Source organism: Nocardia sp. CA-290969, assembly GCF_050936135.1.
In the GTDB taxonomy this organism is placed as follows: domain Bacteria; phylum Actinomycetota; class Actinomycetes; order Mycobacteriales; family Mycobacteriaceae; genus Nocardia.
Genome location: NZ_JBNJNJ010000001.1, coordinates 7,827,105 through 7,843,945, shown reverse-complemented (window position 1 = coordinate 7,843,945; position 16,841 = coordinate 7,827,105). Strand labels below are relative to the sequence as shown.

General features: G+C 70.5%; 13 protein-coding genes. 5 read left to right on the top strand and 8 right to left on the bottom strand.

Annotated elements, in window-relative coordinates; genetic code table 11:
- Nucleotides 1–28 precede the first annotated feature (28 nt).
- Complete coding sequence (locus ACQEVO_RS35815; protein WP_432922117.1) at nt 29–1,156, bottom strand: protein kinase domain-containing protein; 1,128 nt, start codon at nt 1,154–1,156, stop codon at nt 29–31.
- 470 nt (nt 1,157–1,626) lie between these two features.
- Here ACQEVO_RS35815 and ACQEVO_RS35810 point away from each other — a divergent pair, with 470 nt between their 5' ends.
- Nucleotides 1,627–2,430, top strand: a complete 804-nt coding sequence (locus ACQEVO_RS35810; RefSeq protein ID WP_432922115.1) for a hypothetical protein — start codon at nt 1,627–1,629, stop codon at nt 2,428–2,430.
- A gap of 390 nt (nt 2,431–2,820) precedes the next feature.
- Nucleotides 2,821–4,374 carry a DNA polymerase Y family protein gene (locus ACQEVO_RS35805; RefSeq protein ID WP_432922112.1) on the top strand — a complete coding sequence of 518 codons (1,554 nt, stop codon included), beginning with the start codon at nt 2,821–2,823 and terminating at the stop codon, nt 4,372–4,374.
- Between the two features lie 13 nt (nt 4,375–4,387).
- Here ACQEVO_RS35805 and ACQEVO_RS35800 read toward each other — a convergent pair whose 3' ends face one another.
- Together ACQEVO_RS35800 and ACQEVO_RS35795 are read right to left on the bottom strand one after the other, a co-directional pair.
- Complete coding sequence (locus ACQEVO_RS35800) at nt 4,388–4,918, bottom strand: hypothetical protein (protein WP_432922109.1); 531 nt, start codon at nt 4,916–4,918, stop codon at nt 4,388–4,390.
- Between the two features lie 149 nt (nt 4,919–5,067).
- Nucleotides 5,068–5,688: an AMIN-like domain-containing (lipo)protein gene (locus ACQEVO_RS35795; RefSeq protein WP_432922106.1), complete on the bottom strand. Its 621-nt coding sequence runs from the start codon at nt 5,686–5,688 to the stop codon at nt 5,068–5,070.
- A 166-nt stretch (nt 5,689–5,854) separates the two neighbouring features.
- On the opposite strand from ACQEVO_RS35795, the gene ACQEVO_RS35790 reads away from it, so the two are divergent.
- The gene (locus tag ACQEVO_RS35790; protein WP_432922103.1) at nt 5,855–6,997 is read left to right on the top strand and encodes a class I SAM-dependent methyltransferase; all 1,143 of its coding nucleotides are present in this window, start codon (nt 5,855–5,857) and stop codon (nt 6,995–6,997) included.
- 51 nt (nt 6,998–7,048) lie between these two features.
- Here ACQEVO_RS35790 and ACQEVO_RS35785 read toward each other — a convergent pair whose 3' ends face one another.
- Both ACQEVO_RS35785 and ACQEVO_RS35780 read right to left on the bottom strand, forming a co-directional pair.
- The gene (locus tag ACQEVO_RS35785; RefSeq protein WP_432922100.1) at nt 7,049–7,684 is read right to left on the bottom strand and encodes a response regulator; all 636 of its coding nucleotides are present in this window, start codon (nt 7,682–7,684) and stop codon (nt 7,049–7,051) included.
- A gap of 213 nt (nt 7,685–7,897) precedes the next feature.
- Nucleotides 7,898–9,256, bottom strand: coding sequence for an ATP-binding protein (locus ACQEVO_RS35780; protein WP_432922097.1), 1,359 nt, complete (start codon nt 9,254–9,256; stop codon nt 7,898–7,900).
- 659 nt (nt 9,257–9,915) lie between these two features.
- On the opposite strand from ACQEVO_RS35780, the gene ACQEVO_RS35775 reads away from it, so the two are divergent.
- Complete coding sequence (locus ACQEVO_RS35775; RefSeq protein WP_432922094.1) at nt 9,916–11,709, top strand: PspC domain-containing protein; 1,794 nt, start codon at nt 9,916–9,918, stop codon at nt 11,707–11,709.
- Entirely contained in the window at nt 11,702–11,950 is a 249-nt protein-coding gene (locus ACQEVO_RS35770; protein WP_432922091.1) for a hypothetical protein, read from the top strand. The genes ACQEVO_RS35775 and ACQEVO_RS35770 overlap by 8 nt, the downstream gene beginning before the upstream one ends.
- 87 nt (nt 11,951–12,037) lie before the next feature.
- Here ACQEVO_RS35770 and guaA read toward each other — a convergent pair whose 3' ends face one another.
- From guaA to guaB, 3 genes are all read right to left on the bottom strand, one after another.
- Nucleotides 12,038–13,609 (bottom strand): glutamine-hydrolyzing GMP synthase, encoded by a 1,572-nt coding sequence (guaA, locus tag ACQEVO_RS35765; RefSeq protein WP_432922088.1) that lies wholly within the window; start codon nt 13,607–13,609, stop codon nt 12,038–12,040.
- 54 nt (nt 13,610–13,663) lie between these two features.
- Nucleotides 13,664–14,842 (bottom strand): GuaB3 family IMP dehydrogenase-related protein, encoded by a 1,179-nt coding sequence (locus ACQEVO_RS35760; protein ID WP_432922085.1) that lies wholly within the window; start codon nt 14,840–14,842, stop codon nt 13,664–13,666.
- A 422-nt stretch (nt 14,843–15,264) separates the two neighbouring features.
- A complete protein-coding gene (gene guaB, locus ACQEVO_RS35755) occupies nt 15,265–16,806 on the bottom strand; it encodes an IMP dehydrogenase (protein WP_432922082.1) in 1,542 nt (513 codons plus the stop codon).
- Nucleotides 16,807–16,841 lie beyond the last annotated feature (35 nt).

Here is a 16,841-nt window from a genome sequence, read left to right as displayed (position 1 = left end):
ACCACGACCGTGGATGCACCCCGCTCGGCTACATCACCATCATCAGGATCACGATGATGATGACCAGCCCGATCAACAGGCCGATGGTGACCGCCACGGTGGGGCTGGGTGATTGCGTGGCACCCACCCGCCCGGTCTGTGCGGGAGCCGGCGATTGGTGCACCGGCTGCGGCTGGGCGCGGCGGGGCAGCGGACCGGAGCGAGGGCTACGCAGGCCGGCGGCAGAGTTACGGGCCGCCCAAGCGGGGATGGTGCCGTCCTCGGTGCGCACCGGAGCGCCGAGGATATTGTCGGCGGCGCCGGGGCCGAACGCGGCGGCCAGGATCTCGTCGCGCGCCTGCGCCATACTCGGGCGGCGCTGCGGAGCCGGTTCCATCATGTGCAGCAGCGCGCGGGTGAGCACCCCGCTGCGCGACGGCGGGATGATCTGCGCCATGGCGGCGCGTTCCACGATGGCGCCGGTGTCGTCGTCCATACCGAACGGCGGCTGACCTTCTATGGCGGTGTAGAGGGTGGCCCCGAGGGAGAACACATCGCTGGCGGCGGTGGGCGTGGCACCGCGCGCGACCTCCGGCGGCAGATAGGCCGGGGTGCCGGTGATCATGCCGTCGGGCTCGTCGGAGGCCTCGGTGATATTGCGGGAGATACCGAAATCGCTCAATTTCGCCATCCCGACGGCCGGGCCCCGGTCGGCGACGAGGATATTGCCCGGTTTGATATCGCGGTGCACGATCCCGACGGTGTGCGCGGCGGCGAGCGCATCGGCGACCTGGGCCCCGATCTGCGCGACCTCGATCACCGGGAGCGTGTTCACCAGGCCGAGCGCGCGGGCGACACTGCGCGAGGGCAGATGTTCCATCACCAGCCAGGGTTCACCGGCCTCGAGCACCACGTCGTAGACCGCGATGGCGTGCTCATGGGAGAGTTTCGCCGCGACCCGCCCCTCGTGCACGATCCGGTCGCGGATCTGGCGGGCCTCCGCCTCGTCCAGGCCGGCCGTGGACAGCACCTGTTTGATCGCGACGTCACGGTCGAGCAGCCGGTCGTGCGCCAGCCATACCGCCCCCATACCGCCACCGCCCAGTTTCGACTGCAGACGGTACCGGCCGGCCACCAGATAATCCGGGCCGACGATGGGACGGGGGCGATCGATCATGCTGTGAGACTAGCGGAATTCAGTGGTAGCCGACCGGTTTCGGAACCGGCGGCGAATGGCACGTGATCGCGTTCACTACCGCAGGTCGTAGCTATTCCGGGCAGCTTCCCGACCCGGACTTCCGGCGCTACGATATCGAATGTATGTTCGAATTGTGGGTAAAAGTTCGGCTCGCCCGGTTCGGGGCCCGCCCGGTTCCGGAGCGACAGGCGAAGGAGCGTCGGAGTGAAGACCGAGACTCCGGAGGCCCCGTATCCGCGCCGCCGGATGCGGCGCCATGACACAGCACCGGCGATGCCGGAGACGGCGCAGATCAACACAGCGGAGGGTGCAGACCCGAGACCGCGGTAGGCCGAAGCCGTCCTGGCACAGGCGGGGCAATCGAACACAACAGCTCGGGCGGCGGTGGCCATTTCGGTGACGCGGCCGGCGGGCTCCCGGCGTCGTTGCGGAAGCAGGTGAGAAGAGTTATGGCGAAGGCCAGCGGTGCACGCCTGCGGGAACTGGCCGAACTACGGCGGGCACACGCGGCGGGCGGCAACCGCGGGCGCAGCCCCGGCGCCGCGCACCACGGCGCGAGCGGTATTTGCGCACCGGTTTCCCCGGCGCCGGTCACCTCGGCGGCCGCGGTGCGGCACGAAGTCCTGCCCGTACCGCCCGCCCTTGCCCCGCTGCTGCCCGACCGCGGTCTGGTCAAAGGTTCGGTAGTGAGCTACACCGGTGCCGGAGCATTGCTGGCCGGGCTGCTCGCCGCTGTCACCGGACCGGGCGGGCATGTGGCCGCGGTCGGTGTACCCCGGCTCGGGCTGCTCGCCGCCGCCGAGATGGGCGCCCGGCTGGACCGGCTCGCGGTGATCCCCGACGCCGGCCACGACCCGATAGAAGTCGCTGCGGTATTGCTCGACGGGATGGAACTGGTGGTCCTCGGCCTAGGCGACGCGGCGATCGCCCCCGCCCGCGCCCGGGTACTCGCCGCGAAAGCCCGCGCAAAAGACGCCACACTGCTCGTCACCGATGGGTCCTGGCCCGCCCCGGACCTGCGGCTGGAAAGCCGCGTCGCCGGCTACACCGGGCTCGGCACGGGCAACGGGCGGATCCGCTCCATCAGCCTCGATATCGAGGTCCGCGGCAGAACCGGCGTCCCGGTCCGGGGCCGGCTGGCCGCGCGACCGCTCGGCGGCCGGGTCGAGTGGATCGTCCCCGGCGCCGGCGCCGCGGCGCCTACCTCGGATCAGCCGGAAACGGCAGGTCAGGAGAACTCTGTTGCTTCCTGACCGGATCATGCCCCGAATCGCGCACCGGTCCCACGGCCCGCGATGGCGCCGGGTTTCCCCTTCGCCCGCCGATAATCCCCGTCGGGTTTCCCGGCCGATCGGCGACGAACCCACCCGGCTGCAACCCGCCCCCGTCGGCGTCGCCTGCGAACTGTATCCGGCCGGGCCCGCACCGGCCCGCGGCTACCTGCCCCGACCGGCCGATAACAACGCTGCTCTGCCGATCGGCGGCCGACTCACCCGGCCCGCCGGGATACTCCGCGGCGCCGGTGCCGAACAGACCGATCGGGTTTCGGGCGGTGTCCGGCCGGCCTGCCTGCTCGGCGGCCTCGTGCGCCGGCCCTCCTTCGCCGACATCCAGCACCCCGCACGGGGTAGATCGGTGGACCGATGACCCCGCGAGTACTGGCGGTCTGGTGTCCCGACTGGCCCGCGGTCGCGGCGGCGGCCGGCGCCGGGCTGCCCGCCGAGCAGCCGGTGGCGGTGCTGCACGCGAACCGGGTCGTCATCTGTTCGGCCACCGCCCGGGAGGCCGGTGTGCGCCGCGGGATGCGCAAACGCGAAGCGCAGAGCCGCTGTCCCGAGCTGCATATCGCCGCACCCGACCCGGACCGCGACGCGCGCCTGTTCGAACCGGTCGCCGCGGCCGTCGACGGTCTCGCCTCCGGCGTGGAGGTGCTGCGACCCGGTTTGCTCGCTCTCCCCGCGCGGGGGGTGATCCGGTATTTCGGCTCCGCCGAGGCGGCCGTCCGGAAGTTGCTCGCCGCGACCGCGACCGCCGGGGTGGAGGCGCGGATCGGGATCGCCGACGAACTCCCGACGGCGATCATCGCCGCCCGGCACGGCGCACTCGTCCCCGCCGGCGGGGACGCGCGGTTCCTGGCCCCGCTGCCGATCACCGAACTGGCCGCCGAACCCGGCCCCGCCGAGCGGGAACGCGCGGCGCTGCTGGATCTGCTGCACCGGCTGGGGTTACGCCGGATCGGCGATTTCGCCGCCCTGAGCACCGCGCAGGTCACCTCGCGTTTCGGCGCCGACGCGGTGCTGGCCCACCGGCTCGCCCGCGCACTACCGGATCGCCCGCCGGCGCCCCGGGCCCTGCCCCCGGACGTGGACGTACGGCTCCCCTGCGACCCGCCGATCGACCGGGTCGATACCGCGGCCTTCACCGGACGCCTGCTCGCCACCCGGCTCACCGCGGCCCTGTCCGCCGCGTCGCTGGCCTGTACCCGGCTGGAGATCCGCGCGGAAACCGAAGCCGGTGAACAACTGTCGCGGGTCTGGCGCTGCGCCGAACCGCTGACCGCCGACGGCGTGGCCGACCGGGTGCGCTGGCAATTGGACGGCTGGCTCACCCGCCCGCACGGCGGCCGGCCCACCGCGCCGATCACCGTGCTGCACCTGATCCCGGTGGAGGTGGTGCCGGCCGCGGCGTTGCAGCTGGGGCTGTGGGGCGATACGGGGTCCGGTGACGAACGTGCCCTGCGCGCGCTGGTCCGGGTGCAGGGGCTGCTCGGCGGTGACGCGGTGCGGGTCGGGGTGCTCAGCGGCGGCCGCGGGCCCGCCGAACGCATCACCATGGTCACCTTCGGCGACGAAGCGGCACCCGAGTCCGATCCGGCGCCGCCGTGGCCGGGGCGGATACCGGAACCGGCGCCCGCGGTGATCATGGTCGACCGGCCGCGCGTCACCCTCGAAACCGCCGACGGCGCGCCCGTCCGGATCACCGAGCGCGGCCTGTTCAGTGGTCCGCCCGCGCGGTTGCGCTGGGGTAGGTCCAGCTGGCGGCTCACCGCGTGGGCCGGGCCGTGGCTGCTCGACGAGCTCTGGTGGTCGCCCGGCGCGGTACCGGCCGCCCGCGCCCAGGTGGAACTCCCGGGGCCGCACAGCCTGCTGCTGCTCGCCCGCGACGATCAGTGGTGCGTCGAGGGCCTCTACGAATGAATCGCGCGGCGGCTCAGTACGGTTCGCAGGCGTCGAACGCCGCGTCCTTGTCCGCGTTGAACGTATCGATCTGACCGTTCACCTCTTCCACCGACGCATTGCGTTCCAGCAGATCGGCGAGGTTGTTCAGATTGTCGCGGTAGGTGCGCATCGGCGTCGAGACCTCGTTGGGAACATCGGGGTTCAGCTCGTCGTCGATCTTGCTCGCGGTATCGCGCAGCGCGGTGATCGCGGCGCCCTTCTTCGGCTCGACATCCGGCGCTTTGCTGTCGCTGGCATCGATATAGGCGTTGAACGCGTCGACCGCGGGATTGTTGTGGTCGCGCAGCGCCTCGCATACGTCGGTCGCGGCGGCCGCCGCGGCGGCAGCGCGCGACGACGATGCCGCGGCCGATGAGGACGTCACCTCCGACTTGTACAGCTGCAACTCGCCCTGGTTCACCTCGGCGGTACCGGACACTGTGCTGGAGCAGGCGGTGATGAACCCGCCGGCGACCAGCGCTGCCGCGGCGGCGGCGAGGCCGGCTCGTTCGAGTCGTCGCATCGGTCTTGAAACTCCCCTCGGATGCCCACGACCCCGTATTCTCGCCCCGGCGCGCCGGACATCTGAGCCACCGGTGCTGACAACCGTACTGGGTCGAGTCGGTTTTCGACCCCCCAGGCTCCGATTTGTCGATCAACCGATACCCGTGATCAACCGGTGGCGATATCGACGACCAGTCGATTCGGCATGGCCGCCGAGGTCACCGTGAACCCCGGTTCGTCGGCGGCGACCCCGATGAACGACTGGGTGATCCCCTCGAACACCGTGGTCCGGTACACCCCGGCGACCCCGGGAACCGCCGGGTCGACTGCCGGGTCCGGGCCGGCGTAGGGGGCCGCGCCACTGTCGAACGGATAGGCCGAACCGGTGATCCGCACCTCGAGCACGGATTCTCCCGCCACATCCAACTCCCGGCCACTACCGTCCTGGACGGCACGACCGGTGTACCACACACTCCACCCGGGAGTGCCGGGGCCGCCCAGGAAGTATTCGACCCGGTCGAAGCCCGCATGCCGGCTCATCCGGATATCGGTCACCGTCAGCATGGCGTCCGGCGAGGCCTCGGCCTGCTTCGGCACGGTATCGTCGGGCGCGGGCATCTGCTCACCCGGTAGCGGTATCGGCACCGGCAAGCCCGGCGTGCCCGCCTGGGCACTGGGTGGCCCCGGGTTCGCGGGGGAAGAGCTAACCGGCGACGTCGACCCCGAATCGGCACACCCCGCGAGACACGCCAGCATCGCGGTCACCACCAGAACACGCCCGGTACGCATGAGCCCGATGCTAACCGCGGCAGGCACTGTACTGCGGGAACGTGCACTCGCACGGTGTGCCACCGGCCCGGGCGCCGGAGCCGCGCGACCGCCGGAAACACCGTCCGGCGAGCGTATCCACCGGGCCGGGCGGCAGCGCCCGGCAACGATCTAGCACACTTGTCTGGTGCGAGACGTGGAGGACCTACTGGGAAGGTTGCGCCGCTATCCGGATGTGGAGGCCGCCAACCTGTATGCCGTCGATGCCGCGGACCGCCTGATCCTCGACGTCGCCGCGGAAACCCTTGCCACCGCCGAACCCGGCACAGTCGTGGTGATCGGCGACAACTACGGTGCGCTCACGCTGGGCGCCGCCGCAGGCCATGACCTGCACCGTATCCGGGTCCACCAGGACCTGCTCACCGGTGAACTCGCCCTCGCCGCCAACGCCCGCACCCTCGGCCTCACCGACCGCTACACCGCACACGCCCTCGACGAAACCCTGCTGGCCGGCGCCACAGTGGTGCTGCTGCGGCTCCCCCGGGTGCTGGCCGGTCTCGCCGAAATCGCCGACGCCATCGCCCGCTACGCCCACCCCGAGGTCCGCGTATTCGCCGGCGGCCGGGACAAATACCTGACCAAAGCGATGAACGAGGTGCTCGCCGAATCCTTCGCCGAGGTCCGGGCCAGCCGCGGCCGGCAGAAATCCCGCACCCTGCTGGTACGCGGCCCGAAACCGGTGGGAGAACCCCGGTTTCCGGTACGTGAGCACATCGGTGAGCTGGATATCGACGTGGTCGCCCACGGTGCCGCCTTCTCCGGGGCACGCCTGGATATCGGCACCCGCTTCCTGCTCGAACATCTGCGCGCCATGAAACCCGACGCCCGGGACGCCGTCGACCTCGGTTGCGGCACCGGGATCCTGGCGGTCGCACTCGCCCGGTCCCGCCCCGGTCTCGCGGTCACGGGCACCGACCAATCAGCGGCCGCGGTCGCCTCCGCAACGGCCACCGCCGCGGCCAATCAGGTCGCCGGCCGGATCACCGTCGTCCGCGACGATGCCATGTCGGCCGCCGCCGACAACAGCGCCGACCTCGTCGTATGCAATCCCCCGTTCCATGTGGGCGCGGCGGTGCACACCGGTTCGGCCATCAAGATGTTCACCCAGACCGGCCGGGTACTACGGCCCGGCGGCGAACTGTGGACGGTCTACAACAACCATCTCAACCACCGCACGGTGGTCGAACGGATGGTCGGCCGCACCGAAGTGATGGGCCGCAACCGGAAGTTCACGGTCACCCGATCGGTCCGCGGCCTGCACAGTATCTAACTGCGCCGCCTCCGGCGGCGCGGGTTCGGTGTAGCTGTCCAGGGAGCCGGGTCAGTCGATTCGGCGGCGGTGGGCCCAGCGGGTGAGGGCGTTGCGGTTGGACTGCTGGGTTTTGCGCAGCACGTTCGATGCGTGGGTTTCCACCGTTTTCACCGAGATGAACAGCTTTTCGGCGATCTCCCGGTAGGTGTAGCCCCGCGCCAGCAGTCGCAGTACCTCCAGCTCCCGCGGGGTCAGCGAATCGAGTTCGGGGTCCAGCGGGGGCTCGGGTACCGGTGATTTCCCGGTGAAGGAGTCCAGTACGAAACCGGCCAGCCGCGGGCTGAAAACGGCGTCACCACCGGCCACCCGCCGGATACCCTCCGCCAGTTCGGCCCCGGAAATAGTTTTCGTCACATAACCGCGCGCGCCCGCCCGGATCACCGCGATCACATCCTCGGCGGCGTCGGAAACACTCAGCGCCAGACACACCGGCCCACTGTCGATCCCGTGCAACACCGCCACCCCGCCCCCATCGGGCATATGCACATCGAGCAGCACCACATCGGGTTTCGCGTCGTTGATCCCGGCCACGGCCTCGGCCACACCCCCGGCTTCCCCGACCACCTCCATATCGGTTTCCCGGCTCAACTCCGCCCGCACCCCGGACCGGAACACCGCGTGGTCGTCGACCAGAAAAACCCGCACTGTGTCTCCTTTGCGGCGCCTGCGGCGCCGCTGGTTTCGGCCCCCTTGGTCCCGGCTGTCAGCGCTCGACACTCGCGGCTTCGCCGCATCGCATCGAGCGCTGACAGCCGGGACGGGCCGAAACCTCCAAGGGCCTCGCTGGACTCGGCACCGCCGCTGGTTCCGTTGAATTTCGTCTCGGCACCCAAGCCTACCCACGCCGGTGAAAACCCCTCAGCGTGGTATCGGATCGGATCGCCGCAAGGATTCCGCCGTTCGAGCAGAGCCAGATGCATGCGCACGGTCGTCCTCGTCCGCCGCTGTCTCCGGCTCCGACCCGGAATCGCTGCGCGGCATGATGATGCGCACCTCGGTGCCCTGGCCGGGCGACGAGACGATCTCTACCGTGCCGCCCCGGCGCTCCACCCGTGCACGAATGGAGCGGGTGAGGCCGTGCCGATCCTCCGGAACCGAATCGGGGTCGAAACCGGTGCCGCGGTCGCGGACGAACACACTCACCTGGTGAGGTTCGGTCTCGGCGAACAGATCGATCTCGGCGACACCGGCATGTTTCGCCGCGTTCACCAGCGCCTCGCGGGTAGCGCCGAGGAGCGCGGTGAAATGTTCGCGCGGCAGGCCGGCTCCGCTGCCGGCACCGTCCATCGCGACATCACCCACGGTGACCGGGGTGACCTTCACGCCGTGCTGATCCTCGACCTCACCGGCAATGGTGCGCAGCGCCGCCGCCAGGCTGGATTCGGCGGGGCCGGAATCGGCGAACAGCCAGCGGCGCAGTTCCCGTTCCTGGCTGCGCGCCAGGCGCAGCACCTCCTGCGGGTCGCCGGACTGCCGCTGGATCAGCGCCAGCGTCTGCAGCACGGAGTCGTGCAGATGCGAGGCGATCTCGTCGCGTTCCTCGGTGCGGATGCGGGCCGCGCGTTCGGCGTTCAGCGAATGCATCATCCGCAGGCCGAGCGGCACCGTCAGCAGCCCCACCCCGATCAGGGTCGCCGCCACCGCCAGCAGCGCCGACCCGAGCGAGCCCCAATCGACCTGCGACACCACGACCACCGCCAAGCCCACGACGACCAGCGTGACTCCCGCAATGATCCGTGACCAGGTGACCACCGACGGTTTCGCCGGTATCCCGACCAGTGACCGCGGCCCGTCGGCGTCGTACTCCCGCCACACCAGTGCCGCGCCCACCGCGATCACCAGCAGCGGCGCGATCACCCGGGCCGCGGTACCGCTGAACGCCCACGACACCGCCACCGACAGTCCGAGGCCCAGCAGCGCCAGCCCGATCGCCTGCCGGCGTTCGGTCCCGGAGGGCTGCGTGTCGTCCGCACCGCCGGGAGTGAAGATCCACAGCAACCCGTAGGCGACGATGCCCGCCCCGGCCAGCGCGGACAGCAGGACGAACACCATCCGCACCTTGAGCACGTCGATGCCGAGGTGATCGGCCACCCCACCGGCGACCCCGCCGACGATCCGGCCACCGGACCGGCGCATCAACCGCCCACCCTCGACCCCCGGTTCGATCACGGGGCGGGTGGCGCCCCGAGCATAAAAGGCAGGTCCGAAGGGGCACATACCCTCGATATTGGCACGCCCGCACCCCCATGACCATGGGGAAACACCCCCATCTACCCCGCACAGGCTGCGACAACACCGCGAAGCCGTACACCGCGCGTGACCCCGCGGCCGGCGCAGCGCTCCTCCACCCACCGCACATCGGCCCACCTCCGCGGTTCGGGACCCGTCTCGTTCCGGAAGTTCGGGGCCCGTCTCACTCTGGAGCGGAGAGTTGAAGACCAGTGGTCGATAGGGCCCACCCCCGAGGCGCGGAGCACCCCGAAAATCACGCCCCGCACGGTCGACCTCCATGGTTCGGGCCCTGTCTCGTCCTGGAGCGGCGTAGTGAAGAACGAGACTTCGGGGCCTCGAACTGGCGACGCGCCGGAGGATGCGCAGTCGAACACAGCGCGGAGGAGCGAAACCAGGGATTGATAGGGCCCCACCTTCGACGCACGGAGCACCCCGAAGTCATACCCCCGGATGGTCGGCATCCGTGGTTCGGGGCCCGTCTCGTTCTGGAGCGACGGAGCGGGGGAGCGAAGCGGAGGAGCGGAGGAGTGAAGAACGAGACAAAGGGGGGCCCCGAACCCCGCGCCGCCGGAGGCGGCGCCAAAGACACAGTTTCAGGGTTCACCCCGATGTGGGAAAGGCCACGGCGAGCGGACTATGAAGTCATGACGCGAACCAGCTTCGGTGACCAGCTCCAGCAGATGTGGCAGACCCGGCCGGCACGGCTGCCCCGGCACGGGCCGGTCGCCGGGGTCGCGGCCGGGGTCGGGCATCGCTACGGCGTCGATCCGGTGCTGGTGCGGGTGGCGTTCGTGGTGTCCACCATTTTCGGCGGCGCCGGAATCGTGCTGTACCTGCTCGGGTGGCTGCTGTTCCCCGAACCCGGCGAGGGTACGTCGATGGCGGAATCGCTCGGCCGGAAACGGCCCGATTCGCACAACCAGACCAAGACGATCGTGCTGATCGTGGCGCTGGCCATCGCGGTGAGCACGATGGGCCCGGTGGGGGTGGGGCTCGGCGGTTCGGGTGTGATCGCCCTGGCGCTCATGCTGGCGGGCTGGTGGATGCTGTACCTGCGCTCCCCGCAGCCGCCGCCGCTGCCCGCGGGCGGCACGGAGGCGCCGGTGGCCCCCGGCACGACCGGGTATCCCGGCACCGCTTTCCCGCAGGCGGGGGTGGACCCCTACACCTCGCATATCACCGGCATCTACACGCCGTATACGAAGCTGCCGGACCGGTACGTGCCGGACGCCCCGGCGCCGACCGGCGAGAATCCCCCGGTCGCCGCCGCGCCCCAGGGCCCGGCCGTTTCGGCCGCCGGGCCGGACGGCGCCGGTGGAACCGCTACGGAACGGCCGGCCGGCCACGATGCCGATACGCCGCCGACCGGGCAGCACGGCGACCCCGTGCAGGGCGCGACCGGCTCCGCATCGACACCCGACGCGACCACCCCCGATTCGGGTCCGCGGCTGTCGGTCGCTCCCGCCGACCCCGGTCCGCGCACAGCCGGTCCGGCCAGGTCGGCCGATCGGACCGCATCCACCGACGGCACCGCGGCGACCGGCCCCGTAACCTCCCCCGGCCCGTTCACATCGCCCTCCCCGCTGTCGTCGGCCGACCCGGCCACGCCTACCGACCCGGCGACATCGGCGGACCCCGCGGCGGACGGTCCCGCTCCCCACGCCGACGCACAGTCGTCCGGCGGGAAAACGTTCCCCGCCCCCGGCGGGAACCGTCCGGGGTCTCCCGGCCCGACCGTCGGGTTGAGCAAATCCGCCGGGCTCACCGACCGCACGCCGCCGGCCTGGGATCCGCTGGGTGTCGCACCGCTGGCCTGGGACCTGCCCGAACCCACCCCGGCACACCCGGTGGCGACCGTCACCGAGAAACGTCCCCGCTCCCGCTTCACCCTGGTTGTCCTCGGCCTGGCCATCCTGGCCGCGGCGGGCGCCGGAGCGGTCGCGGCGGCGGGTGCCGACTGGATGACCCCGGGCCGGATCGCCGCCGTCGCGCTGGCGGTGATCGGCCTGGGGCTGATGCTCGGTGCGTTCCGGCGCCGGGGGCACGGCCTGCTGCTGGTGACCGCCCCGCTGGCGGCGTTCGTCATCCTGGCCGCTGCGGTCGGTCCGGTGGATTTCCAGGACTCCACCGTGGGCGATCGCACCTGGGCCCCCGCAGCGGCCGGTGAGGTACGACCGGAATACGCGGTCACCATGGGGTCGGGCACCCTGGATCTGCGCGGTATCGAATTGACCGAGAACAAAACGGTCGACGTCTCGGTCCAGATGGGTGAGGCCGTGGTGCTGGTCCCCGAGAACATGAATGTGCGCACCGACTGCACCGTCCGGATGGGTGAGGCGAACTGCCCGGACGGGCTCACCGGTCCCGGCGGGGACGCGCCGGTGCTGAATCTGAATGTGGAGGTCCGGATGGGTGAAGCGGAGGTGCGTCGTGGCTGAGCAGACAACGAAACCGCAGGGCGAGATGTTCGGCGGTCCGGCAGGTGACGTTCGGCGCTCGGGCCGGTTCTCCCTCGGCCTGTTCGTGACCGGGCTGCTGGCGTTGCTGGTGAGCATCTGGGCGCTCATCGGGCCGGCTCAGTGGGAGTTCGCGGCCATGATCCCGGTCGGCTGGATCATCGTGGCGGCGGCTATCGTCGCGGGCCTGGCGCTGGTGCTCTCCCCGCGGAAACGCAGGTAGCCCGATCGGACCGTGCTCGTCGAGTACGACCCCGGATACCGGACCGCCCGGACTCTCGGAGGAGAGTCCGGGCGGTCCGTTTCCGGCTCATTCCCATTCGATGGTGCCCGGCGGCTTACTCGTCACATCCAGGACCACCCGGTTGACCTCGCGCACCTCATTGGTGATCCGGGTCGAGATCCGCTCCAGCACCTCGTACGGCAACCGGGTCCAGTCCGCGGTCATCGCATCCTCACTGGACACCGGTCGCAGCACGATCGGATGCCCGTAGGTGCGGCCGTCGCCCTGCACCCCGACACTGCGCACATCGGCGAGCAGCACGACCGGACACTGCCAGATCTGCCCGTCCAGCCCGGCCGCGGTGAGTTCCTCGCGGGCGATGGCGTCGGCCTGCCGCAGCGTCTGCAATCGGTCCTCGGTGACCTCACCGATGATCCGGATGGCCAGCCCCGGACCCGGGAACGGCTGCCGCGCCACGATCTCCTCCGGCAGGCCGAGCTCACGGCCGACCGCGCGGACCTCGTCCTTGAACAGCAGCCGCAGCGGCTCGACCAGCTCGAACTCGAGATCGTCGGGCAGCCCGCCCACATTGTGATGCGATTTGATGTTCGCGGTCCCGCTGCCGCCGCCGGATTCCACCACGTCCGGGTACAGGGTTCCCTGCACCAGATACTCGACCGCCGGCGCTTCCTCGCCCGCGGTCTGCTCACCGACGACCTCACCCACGGCGTCCTCGAAGGACCGGATGAACTCGCGGCCGATGATCTTGCGCTTCTCCTCGGGGTCGGTGACGCCCTTCAGTTCGCCCAGGAACTTGCCGACCGCGTCCACGGTGACCAGCCGGGCTCCGGTGGCGGCCACGAAATCCCGCTGCACCTGTTCGCGTTCGCCCGCGCGCAGCAGCCCGTGATCGACGAAAACGCAGGTCAGCCTGTCGCCGATGGCACGCTGCACCAGCGCGCCCGCCACCGCGCTGTCCACCCCGCCGGACAGCCCGCAGATCGCATGCCCCGCACCGATCTGCGCCCGCACCTTTTCGACCATGGCCTCGGCGATATTGGCCGGCGTCCAGTCCGGCGCGATACCCGCCATCTCGTGCAGGAACCGGCTCAGCACCTGCTGACCGTGCGGCGAATGCAGCACCTCGGGGTGGTACTGCACGCCGGCCAGCCGCCGGGCCCGGTTCTCGAACGCCGCGACCGGCGCACCCACCGTGGTGCCGGTGACCTCGAACCCTTCCGGAGCGTCGGTGACCGCGTCCCCGTGGCTCATCCACACCGGCTGCAGCCGGGGCAGACCGTCGTGCAGCAGTCCCCCGTCGACATCGAGTTCGGTGCGCCCGTATTCGCGGGTCCCCGTATTCGTCACGGTACCGCCCAGCGCCTGCGCCATCGCCTGGAAGCCGTAGCAGATACCGAAAACCGGGATGTCGAGATCGAAGAGCCGAGAATCGAGCGCCGGCGCCCCCTCGGCGTACACACTGGCCGGGCCCCCGGACAGGATCACCGCCAGCGGTTTCTTCTCGGCGATCTCGGCGACTGTCGCGGTATGCGGCACCACCTCCGAGTAGACACTGGCCTCCCGGACCCGGCGGGCAATCAACTGCGCGTACTGCGCACCGAAGTCGACAACAAGAACGGGCCTCTGGGAATGTGTCACCCGCACGAGTCTAATGAGCCCCGGACAGCGCCCCGCACGCCCATACCCTTGGGCTCAGGCGCGCACGCTGAGGCCGACCTTCTGGAATTCCTTCAGGTCGGAGTAGCCGGCCTTGGCCATCGAGCGGCGCAGGCCACCCACCAGGTTCAGCGAGCCGAACGGATCGTCGGAAGGACCGGTCAGCAACTGTTCCAGGCTGGGCCGCACCGGCGCCGGGCGGGCTTGGCCGAGCAGCAGTTCGTCGGCGAGATCCCACGGCTCGTCCAGCGACAGCAGCGAGCCGCGCGGCACCGAGGGATGGGCGGCGGCCGAGGGCCAATACCAGCCACGACCGGGCGCTTCCGCGGCGATCGCGAGCGGCGCCCCGAGCATCGCGGCATCCGCACCGCAGGCGATGGCCTTGGCCAGCTGCCCGGAGGTGTTGATATCGCCGTCGGCGATCACGTGTACATAGCGACCGCCGGTTTCGTCGAGGTAGTCGCGGCGGGCGGCGGCGGCGTCGGCGATCGCGGTGGCCATCGGCACCCCGATACCGAGCACCTCGCCGGTGGTGGTGGCGCCGGGCTGCGAGCCGTAACCCACGATCACACCCGCGGCACCGGTGCGCATCAGATGCAGCGCGGTGCGATGATCGCTGACCCCGCCCGCGACGACCGGAACATCGAGTTCGGCGATGAAGGTCTTCAAGTTCAGCGGTTCACCGGCACCCACGTGCTCGGCCGAGATGATGGTCCCCTGCACCACGAGCAGGTCGATCCCGGCCTGCAGCAGCCCCGGGGTGAGAGCCTGCGCATTCTGCGGGCTCACCCGCACCGCGACGGTGACTCCACCGGCCCGCACCTGGGCGACCGCCGCCGCCAGCAGATCGGGCTGCATGGGCGCGGCGTGCAGTTCCTGCAGGAACGCGACCGCACGCTGGTAGCTGCCCTTGTCGGCGAGTTCGAGCAACTGATCGATCTTGGCCCCGACATCGGCGTGCCGCGCCCACAGCCCCTCACCGTTGATCACGCCGAGACCGCCGCGCCGCCCTATCTCGATGGCGAATTCCGGGGACACCAGGGCATCGGTCGGATGGGTCAGGAACGGGATATCGAATCGGTAGGCGTCGAGCTGCCAGGCCAGTGACACCTGGCTCGCCGAACGGGTCCGGCGCGAGGGAACGATATCGACATCGTCCAGCTCGTAGGTCCGGCGAGCCGTCCTACCCATACCGATCTCGACCATATCGCGCACGAAAACTCCTGTATTTCGGCGCCGCCACCTGCGGCGCGGGGGCTGCGGCCCTCGGCGTCGTCCGTCGATCCCGGGACCTGCGCCTGCGGCGTGGGCCCGGTTTCGAAACGACGCGGCGCGACCACTGCGGGCCTCGTAGGACTCGGCACCGACGTCTCTGCGTTTCACCTGGTGAACTCGCGTATTGCGACTAAACCTTACACACCGTCGTAGAACCGAACCCAGACGGCTGCGCACTCAGTGCGCAAGCTGCCTCTCTCCACACCGTCTCCGTCGGGCTCCAGCGGGCGGGGACCGGTCTCTCCGACCCCGAACAGCCCCGCGCACCCACGCCTGCGCCCGGCGGACGCTGCTCGCCGAGCCGGGCACGCGGGACCGGCACCGACCGGCCCGCGCGTACCCTCGGCGAGCGCGCGCTGCGACTACCGGCCGGTGTAGTTCGGAGCCTCGACGGTCATCGTGATGTCGTGGGGATGGCTCTCCTTGAGACCCGCCGCGGTGATCTGGACGAACTGGGCCTGCTGCAGCCCGGCGATGTTCTGCGCGCCGGTGTAACCCATGGCGGCGCGGAGCCCGCCCACCAGCTGGTGGATCACCTGGTTCACCGGACCGCGGAACGGCACCCGGCCCTCGATACCTTCGGGGACGAGTTTGTCCTCGGCCAGCACATCGTCCTGGAAGTACCGATCCTTGGAGAACGACTTGGCCTGCCCCCGGCCCTGCATCGCGCCAAGGGAACCCATCCCGCGGTAGCTCTTAAACTGCTTACCGCCGACCAGGATCAGTTCGCCGGGCGATTCCGCGGTACCGGCGAGCAGCGAACCCAGCATCACGGTGGAGGCACCGGCGGCGATGGCCTTCGCGATATCGCCGGAGAACTGGATACCGCCGTCGGCGATCACCGGGACACCCGCGGGCGCGCAGGCCGCGACGGCTTCCAGGATCGCCGTGATCTGCGGGGCGCCGACCCCGGCGACCACGCGGGTGGTGCAGATGGAGCCGGGACCGACCCCGACCTTCACCGCGTCGGCACCGGCCTCGACCAGCGCGGCGGCGCCGGCCCGGGTGGCGATATTGCCGCCGATCACCTGGATCCGGTCGCCGACCTCGGCCTTCACCTTGCTGACCATGCTGAGCACCTGGCGTTGATGCCCGTGCGCGGTATCGACGATCAGCACATCGGCCCCCGCGTCGGCCAGGGTCATGGCGCGTGACCAGGCATCGTCGCCGACCCCGACCGCGGCGCCGACCAGCAATCGGCCGTCGCGGTCCTTGGTCGCGTCGGGGTACTGATCGGTTTTCACGAAGTCCTTGACGGTGATCAGCCCGCGCAGCCGGCCCTCACCGTCGACGATGGGGAGTTTTTCCACCTTGTGACGGCGCAGCAAGCCGAGCGCGGCCTCCGCGGTGACGCCCTCCCGGGCGGTGATCAGCGGCGCCTTGGTCATCACATCGGCCACGCGGCGGTTCTGGTCGACCTCGAAACGCATATCGCGGTTGGTGATGATGCCGACCAGCGCGCCCTTCTCGTCGACCACCGGCAGGCCCGAGATCCGGAACCGGGCGCACATGGCGTCGACCTCGGCGAGGGTATCGGTGGGGCGGCAGGTCACCGGGTCGGTGACCATACCGGCCTCGGACCGTTTGACCGTTTCCACCTGACCCGCCTGGTCCGCGACCGAGAGGTTGCGGTGCAGCACACCCATCCCGCCGGCGCGGGCCATGGCGATCGCCATCCGGGCCTCGGTGACGGTATCCATCGCGGAACTGACCAGCGGCGTCCGCAGCCGGACCTCGCGGGTCAGCAGGCTCGAGGTCTCCACCGAGCTCGGAATGAGATCCGACGCCGCCGGAAGCAGCAGCACATCGTCGAAGGTGAGGCCGAGCATGGCGATCTTGTTCGGATCGTCACCACCCGTAGGAGGGCGGACAATCACGCGCTCGCCCGGTACGGGATTACTCATTCGGATCGACCCCTCCTGGACGTCGGCAGCGCTAT

What these genes read in the sequence shown, in the direction of transcription:
- ACQEVO_RS35815 (WP_432922117.1), bottom strand. Translation starts at nt 1,156, where the DNA reads ATGATCGATCGCCCCCGTCCCATCGTCGGCCCGGATTATCTGGTGGCC.
- ACQEVO_RS35810 (WP_432922115.1), top strand. Translation starts at nt 1,627, where the DNA reads ATGGCGAAGGCCAGCGGTGCACGCCTGCGGGAACTGGCCGAACTACGG.
- ACQEVO_RS35805 (WP_432922112.1), top strand. Translation starts at nt 2,821, where the DNA reads ATGACCCCGCGAGTACTGGCGGTCTGGTGTCCCGACTGGCCCGCGGTC.
- ACQEVO_RS35800 (WP_432922109.1), bottom strand. Translation starts at nt 4,918, where the DNA reads ATGCGACGACTCGAACGAGCCGGCCTCGCCGCCGCCGCGGCAGCGCTG.
- ACQEVO_RS35795 (WP_432922106.1), bottom strand. Translation starts at nt 5,688, where the DNA reads ATGCGTACCGGGCGTGTTCTGGTGGTGACCGCGATGCTGGCGTGTCTC.
- ACQEVO_RS35780 (WP_432922097.1), bottom strand. Translation starts at nt 9,256, where the DNA reads ATGTGCCCCTTCGGACCTGCCTTTTATGCTCGGGGCGCCACCCGCCCC.
- ACQEVO_RS35775 (WP_432922094.1), top strand. Translation starts at nt 9,916, where the DNA reads ATGACGCGAACCAGCTTCGGTGACCAGCTCCAGCAGATGTGGCAGACC.
- guaB (WP_432922082.1), bottom strand. Translation starts at nt 16,806, where the DNA reads ATGAGTAATCCCGTACCGGGCGAGCGCGTGATTGTCCGCCCTCCTACG.